We start from the raw sequence: 17,474 nt of genomic DNA, 5'->3' as shown, positions 1-17,474 counted from the left end.
CTTGGCCGCAGCGACATCGCGCCTGGCGGTGAGCCGGAAGTCGACCGTCTTTCCCGCGCGGTCAACTGCACGGTAAGGATAGACCCATTTGCCACGGACTTTCACATCCGTCTCATCGACTCTCCATGAACGACCAGCGGATTTTGCACACCGGTCCCAGCGCTTGAGGAACTCCGGCGTGAAGCGTTTGACCCAGCGCATGATCGTAGTGTGCGCGAGCGACAGCCCGCGCTCGGCCATTATTTCCACGAGGTCTCGAAAGCTGAGCTTGTAACGCAGGTACCAACGCACACACAGGACGATGACTTCACGGTCAAAGTGACGGCCGTTGAACAGCCTGTCGATGTCTGTCAGCTTACTCATAGCCTGCTCGCGCTCGTCAAATCCCCAGCTTAACTTATCCGCTCCTCCGATTTGCACCGGAGCCAAATCGTTGACCATGAACAGCTTTTACGATCAAGGCGCCAGATTTGACACGGAAAGGACGACTACCCCCACTTGGCATACGTCGAAACCCGAAGGGCGGGAGCCGTCCATCACATCACTGCCGTTGAAGCATTCTTTAGTCGAGTTCATGCTTAAAGGGGAGCGACGCCATCGCGCCGTGTCGCGTCACACTGATCGAGGCCGCGCGCTGCGCAAAATCAATCGCACGCTCGACCGGGCTGCCTGAAACAAGCGCCGCCACAAATGCCCCTATGAACGCGTCGCCCGCCCCCGAAGTGTCGACCGCGTGTGCCGCATAGGCCTGATATCGACGCTGTGTCGCGCCATCGCTGTACATCACGCCCTGTGCGCCCAGCGTAACCAGCACGGCGCGCACGCCTGTCATATGCAGCGCATCGAGCACCCGATCGTGATCGAAACGATCGGACGCCGCCTGCCCTGCCAGCACCATTGCCTCACTTTCGTTTGGAACCAGAATGTCGACGAGTTCGAGCAACTCCGCATCGAGCGGCACGGCAGGCGCGGGATTCAGCAGAACCGTCACGCCTGCGTCGCGCGCGATTCGTGCAGCGTGAAGCGTCGCCGCCTGAGGCGTCTCCAGCTGACATACGAGCAGCGCTGCCGACGCGATGTCAGCAGCGGCGGAGTCAACGAGTTCGATATCGACATGCGCATTGGCGCCTTCATACAGCGCAATGCAATTCTGCCCGCTTGATTCGTCGACGAGAATCATGGCTGTCCCCGTCGCTACGTCGGTGACCGCCTTCAAATGCCGGACGTCGATTCCTTCGGCGCTGAGGTTGGCGCGCGCATCGCGGCCAGCCTCGTCCGAACCCACCGCGCCAATGAAGCGCACGGCCGCGCCCATACGCGCGGCAGCCACAGCCTGATTGGCGCCCTTTCCTCCTGGTAAGCGACGAAAATCAGACCCCTGCACGGTCTGTCCGCCAACGGGCAACGTGGCACAGCGCAGGACGAGATCGGTATTGACGCTACCGAGCACGAGGACGTGACCTTGCTTCATGCTTTCTCTCCGGTTCAACCATGCAGACTTTTTTCGAGAGCATTGAGCTTGTCCACGCGTCGGCGAAAATCTTCGTCCGTCGAAAATTCAGCGGCGAGAAACGCATCGATCAGGTCGGTTGCGAGCCAGGCGCCGACGATCTGCGCACCGAGACACATGACATTGACGTCATCATGCTCGACCGATTGATGTGCGGAGTGCACGTCATGGCAAACGGCCGCACGAATGCCCCGGATCTTGTTCGCGGCAATCGATGCGCCGACACCGGTGCCACAGACCATGATTCCACGATCAGCGCGCCCCGCCAGAATTTCACTGGTCAATAGCTGTGCGATATCCGGAAAATCGACCGGTGTGTCGCTAAATCCTCCGACATCGCTCACTTCATGCCCAAGCGATTTGATATGCCCAATCACCGCGGATTTCAACGGCCATCCCGCGTGATCCGAACCGATTACGATGCGCATCCCATTCTCCTTGTTGTGATATTGACCCTCAGGGCGTGCTACGCGCGCGCCGTCGCTGTCCGCGCCTGCTCAACGCATTTGAGGAGGAAGATCGTTACCGTGATACTTCTTGTAAATTGAATTGAGCTTGCCGTTCTTCAAATTGACGGCAATCCACTCGTTGAGCTTTGCAAGCAACTGCGGCTCCCCTTTCTTCACGCCTATCGCGAGATCGAACACGTGCAGCACGACTTTTTTCTCGAATGGCCGCTCGGGGGTCTTCTTCGTAATCTGGTTGACGATGGTCAGCGACGTGGCAACGAGATCGCACTGACCGCTCACCGCCGCGGTCACGTCCGTCGCATCGTCGTCGTACCGGGCCACCTGGAAGCCCTTGTCTCTTGAGAGCTGCGTCAGTTCGACGTCCTGGGTCGTACCCCGCGTGACACACACGGTTCTTCCCTTCAGATCGTCGATGCTATGAACGGGCACGTCTGTGCGCCCACCGATAACGGACTCCAGCACGGCATACGGTCTGGAAAAGTCGATGACCTTGGCCCGTTCAGGCGTCACCGACAGGGTCGAGATGGCGATGTCCGCCTTGCCGGTCTGCAGGTTCGGGATGCGAGTCGCGCCGGTCGTCTGCACGAAATCGAGCCTCAATCCCCAGTCGTTCGCGAGCAATTGCGCGGTTTCGACGTCTGAGCCAATCGGCTTCATGCTTGCATCCATCATGCCCGACGGTGGAATGGCGAGATCGGTTGCGACGCGGATTGTCTTTGCCTTCGAGATATCATTGAGCACATCTGCGCGCGCGGCGCTCACGCCCGTTCCGAAAAGGCAAACCGCCGCCGCGGCAACGGCAATCAAACTTTCTTTTCTCATGGTACTGCGGTCTCCTTAATAATATTGAATAAAAATTTCGCTCTGCCCTTCCGAAGCGGATCCGCGCAGAAACGGACCTCGCGCCGATGGACTATAAGTCGCTGCCGAGGAATTGCTGGAGTTCCGCCGACCCCGGCGTCCGCATGATTTCTGGGCCGCCGCGCTCCCAGACACGTCCCTGATGCATAAACAGGATTTGATCGGCCACGCTGCGCGCGAAGCCCATTTCGTGCGTCACCATGATCATGGTCATACCGCCGGCCGCGAGGTCTTCGATAACCCGCAAGACTTCGCCTGTCAATTGCGGATCGAGTGCCGAGGTGACCTCGTCGAACAACATCACCTTCGGTTCCATGGCCAACGATCGAGCGATCGCAGCGCGCTGCTGCTGACCACCCGACAATTGCTCCGGATAGTGATTGGCCTTGTCCGCGAGTCCCACGCGTTTGACGGCTTCCCGCGCCAGTTCGCGGGCCTGCGCCTTCGGCACCGACTTGGCGAGGCGCGGCGCGAGCATGATGTTCTCCTCGACCGTTAGATGCGGAAACAGGTTGTATTGCTGAAATACGATTCCGACATCCAACCGTAGCGCCTTGAGCGACACGCCGGGATCGTCAACGCGATGGCCGCACACCGTGATCTCACCGCGATCGATTGCTTCGAGACCGTTGATGCATCGCAAGGCCGTGCTCTTTCCTGACCCGCTGCGACCGATGATGACAGTCACCGTGCCGCGGCCTACTTCGAAGTTGACGCCGTTTAAAACCGTGGTCGGCCCGAAGCTCTTATGCACGTTCTTGACTACGACAACCGGATGTGCTGCATGAGACACAACTGCAGAAGAACCGATAACTGGACGCTGTTGTCCTTCGACCGGCTGAGGAAATTCAGTCATGCGCGATTGCCTCCAATTTCAAAGCCCGCGCAAATCCGGTGCGACGTTCGAGCGAGCGGCTAAGACGCGAGATCGGGTAACACAAAGAGAAATAGACAGCGGCGACGATCAGATAGACGATAAACGGCTGGAATAGCGAGTTATTGATGATTTGCCCCGAACGCGCCAGTTCGACGAAACCCACCACTGACGCCAGCGAAGTATTTTTGATGATCTGAACCGTGAAGCCGACTGTAGGCGGCGTGGCGATCTTGATCGCCTGGGGAAGAATCACTCTGAACATGCGTTGTGTGCGGCTCAGTGCGAGACATTCTGCGGCTTCCCACTGCGGCCTCGGTACGGATTCGATCGCGCCGCGCCAGATCTCGCCAAGATACGCACTGACATTGAGTGTGAGAGACGCGCCCGCCGCGACGAGCGGAGAAACGGTCACTCCAATGGTTGGCAGACCAAAATATGCAACGAACATGATGACCAGCAACGGCGTGCCCTGTATCAGGTGCACGTAGCCGGTGGCCAGAATCCGCACAGTCTCACGAGGCGATATGCGCGCGAGCGCTACGACGAAGCCGAGCAGTCCTCCACCAATCAACGCCACGAGCGAAAGCACAACCGTCCAAAGCGCGCCGTCGATCAGAAATTCCAGATGATTGACGTTCAAGTGTCCAGGCATTTTCTATCCCTGTATGGAATGCGCTTAGAGCGGGGTACCGAGCTTTCGACGACGCGGAAACAACCATGTTCCCAGCGCCCAGAAGGCTATTCTCATTAGCAGCGACAGCAGCACATAAGCCACCGCGACGACGAGATAGGTCTCCAGTGGCCGATAGGTTTCGGACTGCACGTAGTTGGCGACCGCGGTCAACTCTTCCGCCGAGATCTGCGAGCACACCGACGAAGCGAGCATCATCAGCACGAACTGACTCGTCAGCGCCGGATAAACACGCTCCAGACCTGGAAGCAGAATGACATGGCTGTAGACCTGAAAGCGCGACAAGCCGAGGCATTCGGCCGCCTCGATCTGGCCACGCTGTATCGAGTCAAAGCCCGCGCGCATGATCTCGGCCGCGTATGCGCCTACGTTGATGACCAGTGCAAGGATTGCCACGGTGATCGCGGACAGCCGCAAGCCCATGCTCGACAGACCGAAATACACGAGAAAGATCTGAACGAGCAAAGGCGTGTTGCGTATTGCTTCGACATAGGCACCGCAAGCGGTAGAAATCGCACTGTGCGTGCTACGGCGGCCAATGGCACACAACGTACCGATGAGAAAGCCCAACATCGTCGCCGCGACCGCGAGGACCAGCGACAGGAGCGCTCCGTTGGTCAGTTCTGGCCAGTGCGTCAGTACGGTGGAAAAATCAAGGTTCGTCATTGCAGGTGAGAGCGATGTGCGAAGCGGCGGACTAGCAGGATGTTTGATCGGTCATCCGGTCATAGACGCGAAACAGAGCCTGATTGCCATTGCGTCCTTCGCCGTGTGCGACTGCATCGAGATACTGATTCGTCACCAGCGAGGACGCCGGGAGCGGCACGTTGAGCGCATGCGACTGCTCCTGGACCAGACGCAAGTCCTTGAGCATCAGATCGATTCGAAAGCCCGCCGAGTCATCGCCATCAATCATGGCGGGGGCGAGCTTGTCCATCATCCACGACGCAGCCGAGCCGCCCATCAACACCTCGCGCAATTGCTTGAGATCCACGCCAGAGGCGCGGCCAAGCGCGAGCGCTTCGCAGATCGCCTGGATATTGATGCCGCAGATCAGTTGATTGCACAGCTTGACTGTCTGTCCCGCGCCGCTCGCGCCGACATGAGTGACAGTGGTGCCCATTGCCTTGAAGAAAGGCAATGCCATCTCGAACGCCCGGGCAGTGCCGCCGGCCATGATCGTCAGCGTGGCGTTTTTCGCGCCGATGGGGCCACCCGACACTGGAGCGTCGACATACTCGATTCCTTGCGCAGCGCATTGCGCGTGCATCCGGCGCGCGGCGACCGGCGCGATGGTGCTCATATCGATCAGTAGACAACCCCTCGGCGGGTTGGCAAGGAGTCCTTGCTCACCGAGCACCACCGCTTCCACGTCGGGCGTATTGGGCAGCATGGTGATTGCCGCGTCCGCGCCCTGCGCAGCATCAGCCGCACTGTTGGCCGCGTATGCGCCCAGCCCCCCCAGCTCTTCGACTACTTCACGGCGGACATCGAACACGCGTACCGCCATGCCAGCCTTCATGAGATTCAGGGCCATTTCGCGCCCCATCGTACCCAAGCCAATAAAACCCACCGTGCTCAACGCTGTGCTTTGTGACATTGAATCCTCTTTTAAGCTCTTTTTTAGAATGGTGAAAACGCGGACGCGCCCGTCGTTTAGGAAGACTGCCATTCGGTCGCGGCTTTATGCCGGTACTCGTCGCCGATGCTGAAATGCTCGCGCAAAATCTGATCGGCCGCCTGTTCGTCGCGTTCGACCAATGCCTGAAAAATCCGCCGATGATCGGCGATGACACGCGCCTTGATATCCGGATGGAGTTGAACGGTCGCCCGGCGATTCCGATGCGAATGCATCAGTAACGCGGCGACCGTGCCGTGCAAGTTCATCAACGTTTTCGAGCCACCCGCCTGAACCAGAGCAGCGTGGAACTCGAAATCCGCCTGGCTACCTGATTCGAGCTGGTCGACCGTTGCCTCGATCCGATCGAGCGCGGCACGCAGCCGCTCAAGATCTGCGAGCGTCGCGCGTCGACATGCGAGTCGGATGGACTGGCACTCGATGGCAATACGCGCCTCCATGACATCCTCGACCACGTCCTTTTCCTGAGCGAGCGCAAACGCAAAAAACTCTCCGAGAGTCGAAATGTCCGGGCGCCGCACGATAGTGCCGACACGCTCACGGATTTCGACGGCGCCAATCATCGCGAGAGCCCTCAATGCTTCACGCACGACGGGCCGACTGACGCCCAGCTTCAGCGCGAGATCGCGCTCCGGAATGAGCTTGTCGCCGGGCTGGATCGCACCGTCCAGAAGAAGGTCGCGAAGGAAAGAGAAGACTTTTTCAAAGCCCTTACTGTCTTCTTCCTGCCGAATTATTTGCATGATGGATGCGGTCAAACCGTGGTAAGACCAGAAATTACGCGACTTGCAAACCGTCGCCCATACGGACTTACCCCGAGACATGGTGACGGCGCGTGTGTCGACTAGTGCTGAAGGAAGCCGTTAAAAAGACTGGGACGTTCGTTGCCAAGGCTACGTAACACGTCGCTGTCGAATCCACGGAAACTGTGGTTTTGTCGCGGTAAGGATCGAGGGACGAACGAGATCGATATGCGAAGTACTGCTTATATTGCGAGATCGTAAAATTGATCAGCGGCGGACGGACGGGTTCCGCGAGCGCACTTCATCTGTCCCTTCGCGATCATGTGCATAAGCTCAATGCCGGTCAGAAGGATCCGGGCACAGCGAAAATTCTTGAAGCCCAGCATGGGCCGGGTGCGCCGCTTGATCGCCCGATGGTCCTGCTCGACGAGGTTGTTGAGATATTTGGACTGACGGATCTTGATAGGTGTTTCACGAGGCTCTGTCGCGCTAAGGCGATCATGTAAATTCGGCACCCGAAATTGAGACGACTACGATGGCCATGATGGGCAAGACGCCGCGCAAAACATTACCCCAGGGATCGCGAAAGTGCTGAAGCGACTGCACTATCCGTTGGATGTGATCCTGTTGTGTGTGCGCTGGTGCGTGGCCTACTCGCTAAGCCTTCGCAATCTCGAAGAGATGATGGCTGAACGCGGCTTTGAGGTTGATCATTCGAGCGTGCATCGCTGGGTCATCAAGCTCGTACCGTTGTTCGAGAAGGCCTTTCGCAAGCACAAACGTCCGGTCGGTAAGAGCTGGGGGATGGATGAAACCTACGTCAAGGTGCGTGGCCAGTGGAAGTACCTGTATCGCGCAGTGGACAAGGCCGGCAATACGGTCGATTTCCTGTTGCGGGCGCATCGCGACAAGGCTGCCGCGCGCCGCTACTTCGAGAAGGCCATCCGTCGGAACGGCGCTCCTGAGACCGTGACCATGGATAAAAGCGGGGCCAATCTGGCGGCCTTGCAGGCCATCAACGCTGAACGGGAAACGCCCATCAGGGTCCGACAGGTCAAGTATCTGAACAATGTCGTCGAGCAGGATCATCGTGCCATCAAATGCATTGTGAAGCCGATGATGGGCTTCAAGGATTTTCGCTGCGCCCGTATTATCCTGGCAGGCACAGAAGTCATGCATATGATCCGGAAAGGCCAAATGCAAGACGATGGCATAGCCCGAAATCCTGCTGAGCAATTCTATTCTATTGTGATGTAAGCAGTCCTTTTCATATCCGAACTGGCTCGACGTGCCCTTCTTATCACGACACAACCGTCCCACACTCGTGAGCGAAACGGCCGTTCCGCGATACTGGGCGAACATCTGGTCGATTGTTTCGATGGGTCCTCTGGCCGCATCGACCCAGGCGGGCAAGCTTCGGTACATTGAATATCTGTAGCAGCATGCGGACCGGTTGCTGGGACCGAGCGGTCTCGATGACGCGCTGGCGGACATGAACGATGCCGCGCTGGCCGATGTGCTCGGCTCGATGCTGTAGTACGCGCCGCCGGCGATCACCCGGTCCACTGGCAGATCGGCGGGTAGCACGGTGCCCATTCCTTCGCGGTCCGATATTTCGGTAAGTGAAGGAGGTTCACAAGTTTCCCTTGCAGCGCAGTCTGCGACACCCAGCGCCATGCGTCGGTGCCAACGGCCGCCGCCGTGCCAGTAACCACCTCTCGAGTAATATCCGCCCCGCTAGTAACCGCGGCCCCACCATCCGTAGTAGGCCGGGTAGCCGTAATACACGGGCGCGGGATAGTACGCAGGCAGCGGCACCGCGACAAACGCGCAGCCGGGTGGAGCGGGTGGCGAAGTCGGCACACCCGGCGCGCCGGTCGCATCGCTCGCGGCCCTTGTGGCCGCAGGCGGCGTACCGTTCGTGCAGGCGTAATAGCCGCCCACCCCCGGATAGTATGTGTAGGGACCGGCATAGACGCAGGCGGACAGCACAAGGACGGCCGCAACGCTGCTCGTCGACGTCATGAATTGCGCACGGATCATAGGGCCTCCTCGCTTCTTCTTTGCGCCGCAGCACGGCTGGCCGCACCCTGTAGTAGCTACATACTAGGTGGCAGAGCCGTCGAATTCGACCTGGCTTGCACTACCGCCCGTAACAAGGGTTCCAGTCCCAGCCCTTTCAAGGACTTTGTTCGTCGAACCTGATAGCCTAGCGAGGCTCCGCCTCAGACCGTCGAGTGATGGGTGACTGCGTGACGCTGAGGGGGTAAGGTGGCTCCGGTCGAGCCGGCTGGGACAAACCCAGAGATGTACGAGTTCGAAGCTCAATGGGGTCCGAAGACCCCGTGGACGACCGGAGCCAGCTATGACATTAGCACAGAGTGTGAGCGAAGTTCTGCGCAATCACATCGTGCTAGAGAGCGAGTGTATTGACCGGATGTAGCTGAACGTTTACGTGCCACAGTTGCAGCGCGTGGGCGGCGTGGTGTGGTACCTGCGCGGCCATCTCGGTCAGCGTTTTGCCTCGCCGACACGGTGGCGCCCCGGACCGTCGCCTTCATGGCAAGCATCGAGAAGTTTGTCGCCGAGCAAGGTGTGGATCCGGTGAGCTTTGGCAAGCACCAGCGCAAGGACGACATCACCCAGCAGTATCTGCAGCGGTTCGACGCCGACGAAGGGATTCTGTACGTCAGCCGCGCCCAGGGGAAGGCGCGCGTGGTGCGTACCGAGCGGCGCTGTTGTGCACGCACCGGCATGAGCTCTCCGTGGGTGGTCGAGGGCCGCGCGATGGTGAACCACTACTCCTTCTACTGCGTCGACGACGACTTCGGCCCGTTCTTCGTGAAGTTCTGTTCCTACTTTCCGTACAACGCCAAGCTGTGCATCAACGGCAACGAGTACGCCAAGTGCCAGTTGCGCAAGCGCGGCATTGCCTTCGACGCGCTGGACAACGGCGTTCTTTCCTGCGAAGACCCCAAGGCCCTGCAGCGCATCTGCGACGGGCTGGACGACAGGAAGATCGACCGGCTGCTGCGCAAATGGCTGGCGTGCTTGCCTCATCCGTTCGACCGGCGCGATCGGGCCGCTGGTTATCGCTACGCGCTGTCGATCCTGCAGGCCGAGTTCGCGCTGACCCAGGTCCTCGATCGGCCCGTCACGGGCCGCATCTTCTTCGAGCAGGTCATCCGCGAGAACCTGGACATCGGACGCCCGGCCAGGTGCAGCTGATCTTTGATCGCCGCATCAGCCAGCGCACCCCGGGGCGCTTTCGCACCCGGGTGATTACCGAAGGGGGTCACCCCTTCGCTGCATGTGGACTAGAAACGTTCACGCATCAAGCAGTACCACAAGGAGGGCCAGGCGCTGCGTACCGAGACCACCATCAACGACACCCGCGACTTTGGCGTGGGACGACTGCTGCGCAACTTGCCCGGGTTGCGACGCATCGGCTTTGCCGCCAACCGGCGCGTGCTCGAGATCGAGCAGATCAGCCACGACTGCGCACTGGGCGAAGACGCGTTTCAAGACCTGCAGCGTCCGCGCCAGGTTGACGGCCAGCGTGCTGCGGCACTGCGCTTTGCCGACCCGAAGGTCCAGGCCCGGCTGCATGCACTGGTGATGTTCGTCTTCGTCGCACGCGGCTTTACCAATTAGGACCTGCGCCAGGGCTATGCCGTGCTGCTGGGGCTGCATGCCGGCGACGTCACGCCGGGACCCATGAGCTGCGAATTGCGACGCCTGCGCCTGCATGGCCTAATCGAGCGAGTCCCTAACACCCACCGCTTCACCTCACCCGCCTAGGGTTGCAGACGGCCCTGTTCTACACACGCGTGTACTCGCGCATCCTGCGGCCCGGCCTCGCATTGGTCAGCCCTTAGGCACCTACGGCTCACCAGCATCATTGCAGCGCAGCTTCCGCTCCGCCGAACAGGCCGTCAACACATGGTGCGACGAAGCGAAAATCGCTGCATAGAGAAACCTGACTCAATTGCTACGAAATCAATTCAGTCAAGGAATCTAGTATGCACCGGTGGGCATGCAAACGGGAACCGAGGAATTTGTTGGGCCAGATATTGCTTGCCATTTGTTGAATGAGACCAAAGTCCTATTGCTGACCTGCTGCGTTGCCGATAATTTGGATAACCTGATAGTTGGCGTTTCAGGGAACCTGACTTCAGACGCAGACAACCGCTTCGGAAAGCCCGATGCTGGACGTTCAAATGCTGTTGCCGGCTCAATCGTTGTATGACTGCGGGGCGCACATGGTCAAGGCATGCGAAGCGGAAAACCCTAAGCCGAGCTGGGGGAAATCCGGCCAGGCGGTCATGTCCTGCCTGCTTTAGCCGCCCGGTAACTAACCGCTATTCGTCAGAAAAGAAAATTCCGCACGCGAAGAGGAGCGCTCCAGACACTTTCAGTGGGGCGCGGGTAGCGCGGTACGACTATCACGATGCGTTGTACCAGTGCTCGAAACGCGGAGTGCGGCTACCGACAGTGGATGAACTGAAAGCGCTGTTCGCGTACGCGAATACTGCTAACGCTGCTGTGACGGGCAGCAGATACGCGATCGTCGCACCAAAGGACGATTCACATTATCCAGGTGGCCTTTATGGCTGGGGAGGCGCAAGCGCGTACTGGTCACATACCTTCGCCGGCAAAGGCTTCCACAAGGTCGTCAACTTGAGCGATGGCCGGGTGAGCATTTACCACGATTCGCGTGTCGGCTACGTGTCATGTGTGCGTTGAACGGCGCATCTGGCTGATTCGCGGGCCGCCAACCGGGCCACGCCTATCCGTAAATCGGCAGCAGCAGGAATAATTTGATCACGATCGCATTCGCGATGTCGATAAAGAAGGCTCCCACCATCGGTACGATCAGAAAAGCGAGATGGGACGGGCCGAACCGCCCCGTGATGGCTTGCATGTTGGCAATCGCAGTAGGCGTGGCCCCGAGGCCAAAGCCACAGTGCCCCGCTGCCAGCACTGCGGCATCATAGTTTTGGCCCATGACCCGAAAGGTCACGAAAATGGCATAGCCGGCCATCGCCACTGCCTGCACTACGAGGATTGCGAGAAGCGGCAGAGCAAGCGAGGCCAGGTCCCCCAGGCGCAAGCTCATCAGCGCGATCGCCAGAAAGAGCCCGAGGCTCACATTACCGAGCAGCGCCGCTGCGTTCTCGAAGACCTGATACAAACCGCGCACCGCGAGCCCGTTGCGTAGAACGACGCCAACGAACAATACACACACGAAGGCGGGCAGTTCGAACGCCGTGCCCTTCAACCAGGACGCGAGCGCCGAACCGGCAGCGAGGCAAACGGCAATTAGCGCCACTGTCTCGATGACTGCGTCCGCGGTGATCGGGCGAACACTTCGGGCTGCTCGAAGCCGGTCGTGCCCGCAGAATCTGCTTCAGGGTTGGGGACAAGGCCATGGTGCGTGATGAGGAAACGCGCGATCGGGCCACCGATCAATCCCCCGAGTATCAAGCCAAACGTGGCACATGCAATCGCGATCTCCGTCGCCGCCTGGAGCCCATGACGCTCTGCGAATACCTTGGCCCACGCGGCACCGGTGCGATGGCCGCCTGACAGGGTGCCCGACGCTCCCAGCAGGCCGAGAATGCGCTCTTGCCCCAGCGCCCAGGCGAGGCCGATGCCCCAGCACGTTCTGCATCACGAGCAGGCCGATCACTGCACCGAGAAAGACAATCAGCGAACGCCCACCGGCTTTTAGCCCGGCAAGATCTGCATTGAGACCGATGGTGGCGAAGAAAGTGAGCATCAGCGGCACTTGAAGCGCCGTATCGAATCGCACGTCGATCTTCAAGGCGCTGCGCAGTGCAAACACCAGCAGCGCTACAAGTAGTCCGCCGACAACCGGTTCGGGGATACTGTAAGTTCGCAATATGGGTGTCCGGGAAAGGATCCACCGCCCGAGCAGAAGCACGAGTGAAGCGGCCATCAGCGTTTCCAGGGTGTCGAGGCTCTTCTCCGGATGAGAGATAGATTAGTTAGCACCGTGCGACAGGCTTCTTCTGGAATAACCCGACGCGAACCTGAGCACCAGATAGCCCGTAATGCCCGATAGAGTTGAACCCACGATCACGCCCAACCGCAGGGGCGTGAAATATTCGGGGCCTTCGAAAGCAAGAGAACCGATGAACAGACTCATGGTGAAGCCGACGCCACACAGTGCGGCGACGCCTACCAGTTGGCGCCAGGTGGTCCCTTCAGGAAGCCTGGCCAGACCGAGCCGAACCAGCGCGGCACTTGCGCCACAGACACCGACGAGCTTCCCGACGAAAAGACCAAAGGCGATGCCGAGCGGCAGTGGCTCAGCCAGCGCCGTCACCGTGACACCAGCGAACGAGACGCCGGCGTTTGCGAAAGCGAATATCGGCAAAATAGCGAAGGCTACCCAGGGGTGAAGGCTGTGTTCAAGCTGGTGCAGGGGGGCGTGGCCTTGTGGGTCCGCTGTCTTTAACGGCACGGCGAAAGCGACTGCAACTCCTGCAAGCGTAGCGTGAACGCCGGATTTCAGGACGAACACCCATAAGATCACGCCGACAACAACGTAAGGCGCGATTCGCGTGATTTTCATCAGGTTCAAACCGATCAGCAGCGCAATTGCGACGGCTGCCAAAAGCAGCATGGAGACAGAAACATCCGCGGTGTAAAACAGCGCAATGATCACGATTGCGCCGAGATCGTCGGCAATGGCCACTGCCGTGAGGAATATTTTCAGCGACGTCGGCACCCGGTCGCCAAGCAGGGAAAGAATGCCCAGCGCAAATGCAATGTCAGTGGCCGTGGGAATCGCCCAGCCATTCAAGGTCGCGCTATGTCCGTGGTTAAACAGAAGATAGATGAGTGCGGGCACTACCATTCCGCCCAATCCGGCAACGACAGGTAGAACGACCTGTGCGGGGGTGGACAATTCCCCTTCAATTACTTCGCGCTTGACTCAAGTCCGACCAGGAGGAAGAAGATCGCCATCAACCCATCGTTGACCCACAGCAGGAGCGGCTTCGCGACGGCAAACGATCCAAAGCGCACTTCCACAGGGATCTTCAGCAGATCGTCATACGCGTGTCGCAGCGGCGAGTTGCTGCAGATCAGCGCGAGTGCTGCTGCGGCCACGAGCAGTAAGCCGCCCGCCGATTCCAGTCTAAGGAAGTCGGCGATGCCATCAGTCGCCTTGCGAATTGCGTTGCCGGTCACAGTGCCCGTCCGTTATTCACGCATTGACTCCTGAAGGTCTCAGCCAGCGCCGGCGAGCTGCCTTGTTCCAGGCGAGACGGTTCTGCTGGATGCTTTTTGCCCGTAGCTCGGCACGCCGGCCGTGGTATACGACGAGCAATGGCATCCTTGTGAGCTCACGTGAGTCTGAGTAGATAGCTGTATCCGCGCCCCGGATTGCTTAAATTTTCTTCCGCTTCACCGCCGCGTTTGCCTCGCGCAGCTCGCCCTTTTCCACAGCGCTCGCGCAGCGACTGGCCATGGGGATTCACATGGATCTGCACGCCCCAACCAATAGCCTATGAGTCTGGTGTAAAGGCCGCCAGTGGACCTTGGTCCAATGTGAGGGCCGGAAACGCACATCCAGATCATTGAATACGTAGGGTGAACGCGAAGCGGCAGCGCGATGTTGAACGGCCGTTTCCAGGTCCAAAGCCAACGGATGGAACTTTCCTGCCAGTGTCTCAGACTGGGCCGCCTCCAGACGCCTCTCAGGGACGGAGGATTTCCCCACGCTTCCTCTGTTCTCGCCTCCAATCAGGTCCTTCCAAACCCTATCCGGGAGTTACCCACAGCGCTCCCAGCGGGTTGCCACATATGCCGACCTCCGTCTCTCATGGGGGCACCCGCTACTGCTCCGCTGACGTAAGCTGCTGGTTGTGCGCACTGAGGAACTGGATCAGTCCTTCCACGCCGACCTGCTGGATCTTTTCATTGAACTGTTGCCGGTATGTCTGGATCAGCCAGGCACCGAGCACGTTCAGGTCATACAGGCGCCAACCGTCTGGCGCTCTGTAAAGCCGGTAGTCAATCTCCAGGGGCTGGCCGTTGCTCATCGCAATTGTGCGCACCACGGCATCCGTGTCGGTCGGCAAAATACGCGACGGAGGGTACTCAATCCGCTGATCCGGGCGCAGTAGCGCGATCGCACCTGAATACGTGTGAATCAGTAGCATCTTGAACTGCTCGGCCACCTGTTCCTGCTGCTCAGGGGTCGCCGTCTTCCAATGTCGGCCCATCGCGAGTTGTGTCGTGCGATGCAGATCGGCGTATGGCAGGATGTATCTATTCACGATGTCCCTGATGCGAGCGATATCGCCAGGCTCGATCGCCCGAACGCGCACCTCATCAAGCACCTGCTGCGTTGCTGTCTCGATCAACACCTGCGGATTCGACTGGTTAACCTGCGCGTCCGCCACGGCGCCCCATGTGATCAGCGTTGAGCACACGAGGATCAGGAATAGGGTTTTCATATGCCGGGGTCCGGGTGAATGCGATAGCTCGAGACTGGATCTGATCGCCCTTCCTTCTTCACTCACTCCGCGACGCGCTCGCGCACATCGCTTTCACGCTAGTTCAAAGGCTCTTTTCCGCGAGTGACTTTCACGGCGGTTGCTGTGACGAATTCAGCGCTGATACTGTCGCCTACCTTCAGATCCGCTATCGATATGTCAGGACCCGCCTTGACCGTAACGGTTCTGAGCGGTCCTCGAAGCGTGACCATGCGCGTCTTTGCGTTCACTTTCTGGATGGTTCCCAGTACCTGTACTCTATGCGCCGATGCGGCAAATCCGTCGGAGGCGGGAAGGACTTCGGTGGAGTCAATCCGCTCGCGGATACCGTTCGATTTCACTCTATTTGCGTGAATCAGCAGAGACTCCTGATAAGCAATCTGGACAGCGTCGCCGATCTTCAATTTGCTTATGTCACCCACTTCCGGGCCTACCGTCACGTCGAAGGTTCGTCCGCCGACTCCCCGCAGCGTCGCAGTGCGCGATGTCACGTCAATGCCGATAACCGTCGCGCTGGTCTGGATCTCGGCAGCTGCGCCTGCCGTGTGCGGCCCAGCGGCAGCTATCTCCGTCGCGCTCTGGGCGAATACGGGACGCGGGAGGGATGTCGTGGCCAGAACGGCCAGGAAGAAAACACTTGCCGACGAAAGGCGGCTGGATAGGAGACGCATTCGGATGCTCCGTTAGTTCAAGGTCAGCGCGAGAAAACCCCGATGGAAAGCCGTGCCACTGTCGCCTCGGGATCAGGTAGAAGCAACGCTTGCACGTAGGACGTGAACATTTCAATCCGCGCGAACTGGGAAAGATTCAAACGCACGTTCTCAGCAACAATATTCACGATACGCTCAGTGCGATATTGGACCTTGGTCCCACTTGTCCTACTACGCCTTGGACGGTATCGGCGTCCGGCTCACGTGGTACCCAGTAGTGGCGGATTTATCTTGGCTACGCCTTTTGCACGGACGTCTGATATCCAGCGTCTCCTGGTGAAATTGCTCGCGCGACGCTAACAATCGCGCCATGCGGTAGTCGTTCGGTAAGGCGGCGGTATAGATGTGCTTCGTTTTCAGTGTCAAGCGCACTCGTTGCTTCATCAAGGAACACGTGGTCAGGCTGCTGCCGCCAAGACGCACCCTTCCTCTCCTGGAGCCTATTGCTATCGGTACGTCTCAGGTCGAGAAGCTGACAAGCTTCATATCTAGAACGGCCACATGCGCGCGCCTCTCAGTAGGCGTCGTCGTTAACAGCTTAATTGTTCCGTCTGACGCGTTCCAGTCAGGCAGACCCGCTCATTATTTCGATCCATTCGGCCAGGCTCAACGAAGAAACCTGATCAACTCCTGCGGTACATGCGCCCGGATATGGATAAGCGCTTTCGCCGACCTGACAGGCAGTCCCGAACTCGAACGGCTCACCTTGCTTCTCTGGGTGGAAGCATTTAATCGCAACGTCTCGCTTACCTTGAAAGCACGCCGCTGGTGTCCGTATTGTCTTGAGGAAGACCTCGTCAGTGGCTCAGCGGTATACGAAAGATTGTTGTGGTCGATTGCGTGCATTAAGGTCTGCCCTCAACACGACTGTGAACTTCAAAATGCTTGTCCTCACTGTTATAGAGCACATACGTCGGAGCTTAGTGTCCATCAAGTGCCAGGATTGTGCTCTTACTGCTTTGGTTGGCTGGGTACAGCTAAGCATTCGACCAAGATACTCTGGTCGTCCTCTGGTCAGATCGGCTCAGTCGTCGTCGCAAAGCTCTTCATTGATTTATTGGATAGCGGCGGGTGCACTCACGAGCACGTGCGCTGCGGGCTGTATCCCAAAATTATCCACGATATCCTTGTTGCAACAGGCCACAATCAGACAGAGTTCGCGCTATGTCTAGGGGTTAGCTCGTCAACTGTGCATGGTTGGTTAGACGGCAACTCGACACCAAGTCTGCAGAATCTAATCAAAATCTGTTCCGTTACAGGATTGCCTTTAGTCGCCCTAGTAACAGGAGACTTACGCGCGATATCGATCACGCGACCGAAACACCGTCTCCCAGCCGCGTCGAACTCTGTTAAAGCACAGAAATCTTCCAAGAGGCAACACCAATCGAAGAGAACAAAGGAAGACTGGATAATAATCGAGAATTATCTGTGCAAGATTCTGG

General features: G+C 58.7%; 16 protein-coding genes and 5 pseudogenes. 5 read left to right on the top strand and 16 right to left on the bottom strand.

All coding sequences use genetic code 11. The features are described 5' to 3' along the window. From PQR53_RS37240 to PQR53_RS37195, 10 genes and pseudogenes are all read right to left on the bottom strand, one after another. On the bottom strand, window positions 1-363 hold a 363-nt coding region (locus PQR53_RS37240), incomplete at its 3' end, for an IS6 family transposase (RefSeq protein ID WP_408465346.1). Window positions 364-562: 199 nt separating this feature from the next. After that, window positions 563-1,471, bottom strand: a complete 909-nt coding sequence (rbsK, locus tag PQR53_RS37235; RefSeq protein WP_408465340.1) for a ribokinase — start codon at window positions 1,469-1,471, stop codon at window positions 563-565. Window positions 1,472-1,485: 14 nt separating this feature from the next. Beyond that, entirely contained in the window at window positions 1,486-1,938 is a 453-nt protein-coding gene (gene rpiB, locus PQR53_RS37230) for a ribose 5-phosphate isomerase B (protein WP_408465338.1), read from the bottom strand. 69 nt (window positions 1,939-2,007) lie between these two features. Continuing rightward, complete coding sequence (locus PQR53_RS37225) at window positions 2,008-2,802, bottom strand: transporter substrate-binding domain-containing protein (protein WP_408465336.1); 795 nt, start codon at window positions 2,800-2,802, stop codon at window positions 2,008-2,010. 91 nt (window positions 2,803-2,893) lie between these two features. Then, the gene (locus PQR53_RS37220; RefSeq protein WP_408465334.1) at window positions 2,894-3,697 is read right to left on the bottom strand and encodes an amino acid ABC transporter ATP-binding protein; all 804 of its coding nucleotides are present in this window, start codon (window positions 3,695-3,697) and stop codon (window positions 2,894-2,896) included. Then, window positions 3,690-4,370 (bottom strand): amino acid ABC transporter permease, encoded by a 681-nt coding sequence (locus tag PQR53_RS37215; protein WP_408465332.1) that lies wholly within the window; start codon window positions 4,368-4,370, stop codon window positions 3,690-3,692. Before PQR53_RS37215 ends, PQR53_RS37220 begins: the two co-directional genes overlap by 8 nt. 24 nt (window positions 4,371-4,394) lie before the next feature. Further along, window positions 4,395-5,075, bottom strand: coding sequence for an amino acid ABC transporter permease (locus tag PQR53_RS37210; protein ID WP_408465330.1), 681 nt, complete (start codon window positions 5,073-5,075; stop codon window positions 4,395-4,397). Between the two features lie 31 nt (window positions 5,076-5,106). Further along, entirely contained in the window at window positions 5,107-6,009 is a 903-nt protein-coding gene (locus PQR53_RS37205; RefSeq protein WP_408465328.1) for an NAD(P)-dependent oxidoreductase, read from the bottom strand. A 56-nt stretch (window positions 6,010-6,065) separates the two neighbouring features. Beyond that, window positions 6,066-6,791: a FadR/GntR family transcriptional regulator gene (locus PQR53_RS37200; protein WP_408465326.1), complete on the bottom strand. Its 726-nt coding sequence runs from the start codon at window positions 6,789-6,791 to the stop codon at window positions 6,066-6,068. A gap of 242 nt (window positions 6,792-7,033) precedes the next feature. Beyond that, a pseudogene (locus PQR53_RS37195) lies at window positions 7,034-7,267 on the bottom strand (DDE-type integrase/transposase/recombinase); the annotation flags it as partial. A 68-nt stretch (window positions 7,268-7,335) separates the two neighbouring features. On the opposite strand from PQR53_RS37195, the gene PQR53_RS37190 reads away from it, so the two are divergent. Next, window positions 7,336-8,048, top strand: a protein-coding gene (locus PQR53_RS37190; protein WP_408465344.1) for an IS6 family transposase whose coding sequence is annotated in 2 segments (ribosomal slippage) — window positions 7,336-7,363 and window positions 7,363-8,048 — 714 coding nt in all. Because the reading frame shifts where the segments join, the coding sequence is not laid out codon by codon here. A 480-nt stretch (window positions 8,049-8,528) separates the two neighbouring features. On the opposite strand, the gene PQR53_RS37185 is transcribed toward PQR53_RS37190, so the two are convergent. Continuing rightward, window positions 8,529-8,834: a hypothetical protein gene (locus tag PQR53_RS37185; RefSeq protein ID WP_408465324.1), complete on the bottom strand. Its 306-nt coding sequence runs from the start codon at window positions 8,832-8,834 to the stop codon at window positions 8,529-8,531. Between the two features lie 516 nt (window positions 8,835-9,350). On the opposite strand from PQR53_RS37185, the gene PQR53_RS37180 reads away from it, so the two are divergent. The 3 genes from PQR53_RS37180 (at window position 9,351) to PQR53_RS37170 (ending at window position 11,537) form a co-directional block, all read left to right on the top strand. Then, on the top strand, window positions 9,351-10,019 hold the full coding sequence (locus PQR53_RS37180; protein ID WP_408465322.1) for a hypothetical protein: 669 nt from the start codon (window positions 9,351-9,353) through the stop codon (window positions 10,017-10,019). Between the two features lie 177 nt (window positions 10,020-10,196). Continuing rightward, window positions 10,197-10,445: a hypothetical protein gene (locus tag PQR53_RS37175; RefSeq protein ID WP_408465320.1), complete on the top strand. Its 249-nt coding sequence runs from the start codon at window positions 10,197-10,199 to the stop codon at window positions 10,443-10,445. Between the two features lie 840 nt (window positions 10,446-11,285). Further along, window positions 11,286-11,537, top strand: coding sequence for a hypothetical protein (locus tag PQR53_RS37170; protein ID WP_408465318.1), 252 nt, complete (start codon window positions 11,286-11,288; stop codon window positions 11,535-11,537). Between the two features lie 43 nt (window positions 11,538-11,580). Here PQR53_RS37170 and gltS read toward each other — a convergent pair. The 5 genes and pseudogenes from gltS to PQR53_RS37145 form a co-directional block, all read right to left on the bottom strand. Further along, window positions 11,581-12,753: pseudogene (gene gltS, locus PQR53_RS37165) on the bottom strand (sodium/glutamate symporter). 45 nt (window positions 12,754-12,798) lie between these two features. Further along, window positions 12,799-13,997 (bottom strand): annotated as a pseudogene (gene nhaA, locus PQR53_RS37160) (Na+/H+ antiporter NhaA). 662 nt (window positions 13,998-14,659) lie between these two features. Next, window positions 14,660-15,283, bottom strand: coding sequence for an MlaC/ttg2D family ABC transporter substrate-binding protein (locus tag PQR53_RS37155; protein ID WP_408465316.1), 624 nt, complete (start codon window positions 15,281-15,283; stop codon window positions 14,660-14,662). A gap of 98 nt (window positions 15,284-15,381) precedes the next feature. Continuing rightward, entirely contained in the window at window positions 15,382-15,993 is a 612-nt protein-coding gene (locus PQR53_RS37150) for a hypothetical protein (RefSeq protein ID WP_408465314.1), read from the bottom strand. A gap of 210 nt (window positions 15,994-16,203) precedes the next feature. Continuing rightward, window positions 16,204-16,438: pseudogene (locus PQR53_RS37145) on the bottom strand (hypothetical protein); the annotation flags it as partial. Between PQR53_RS37145 and PQR53_RS37140 the strand changes: the two are divergent. Continuing rightward, window positions 16,376-17,311: pseudogene (locus tag PQR53_RS37140) on the top strand (helix-turn-helix domain-containing protein); the annotation flags it as partial. The pseudogenes PQR53_RS37145 and PQR53_RS37140 overlap by 63 nt on opposite strands. Between the last annotated feature and the right edge of the window lie 163 nt (window positions 17,312-17,474).

This window comes from Paraburkholderia fungorum, from assembly GCF_046027605.1.
GTDB classification, from domain to species: Bacteria; Pseudomonadota; Gammaproteobacteria; order Burkholderiales; family Burkholderiaceae; genus Paraburkholderia; species Paraburkholderia fungorum_F.
Note: the sequence above shows the minus strand (reverse complement) of the source record. Positions and strands in the feature narration are given on the sequence as shown.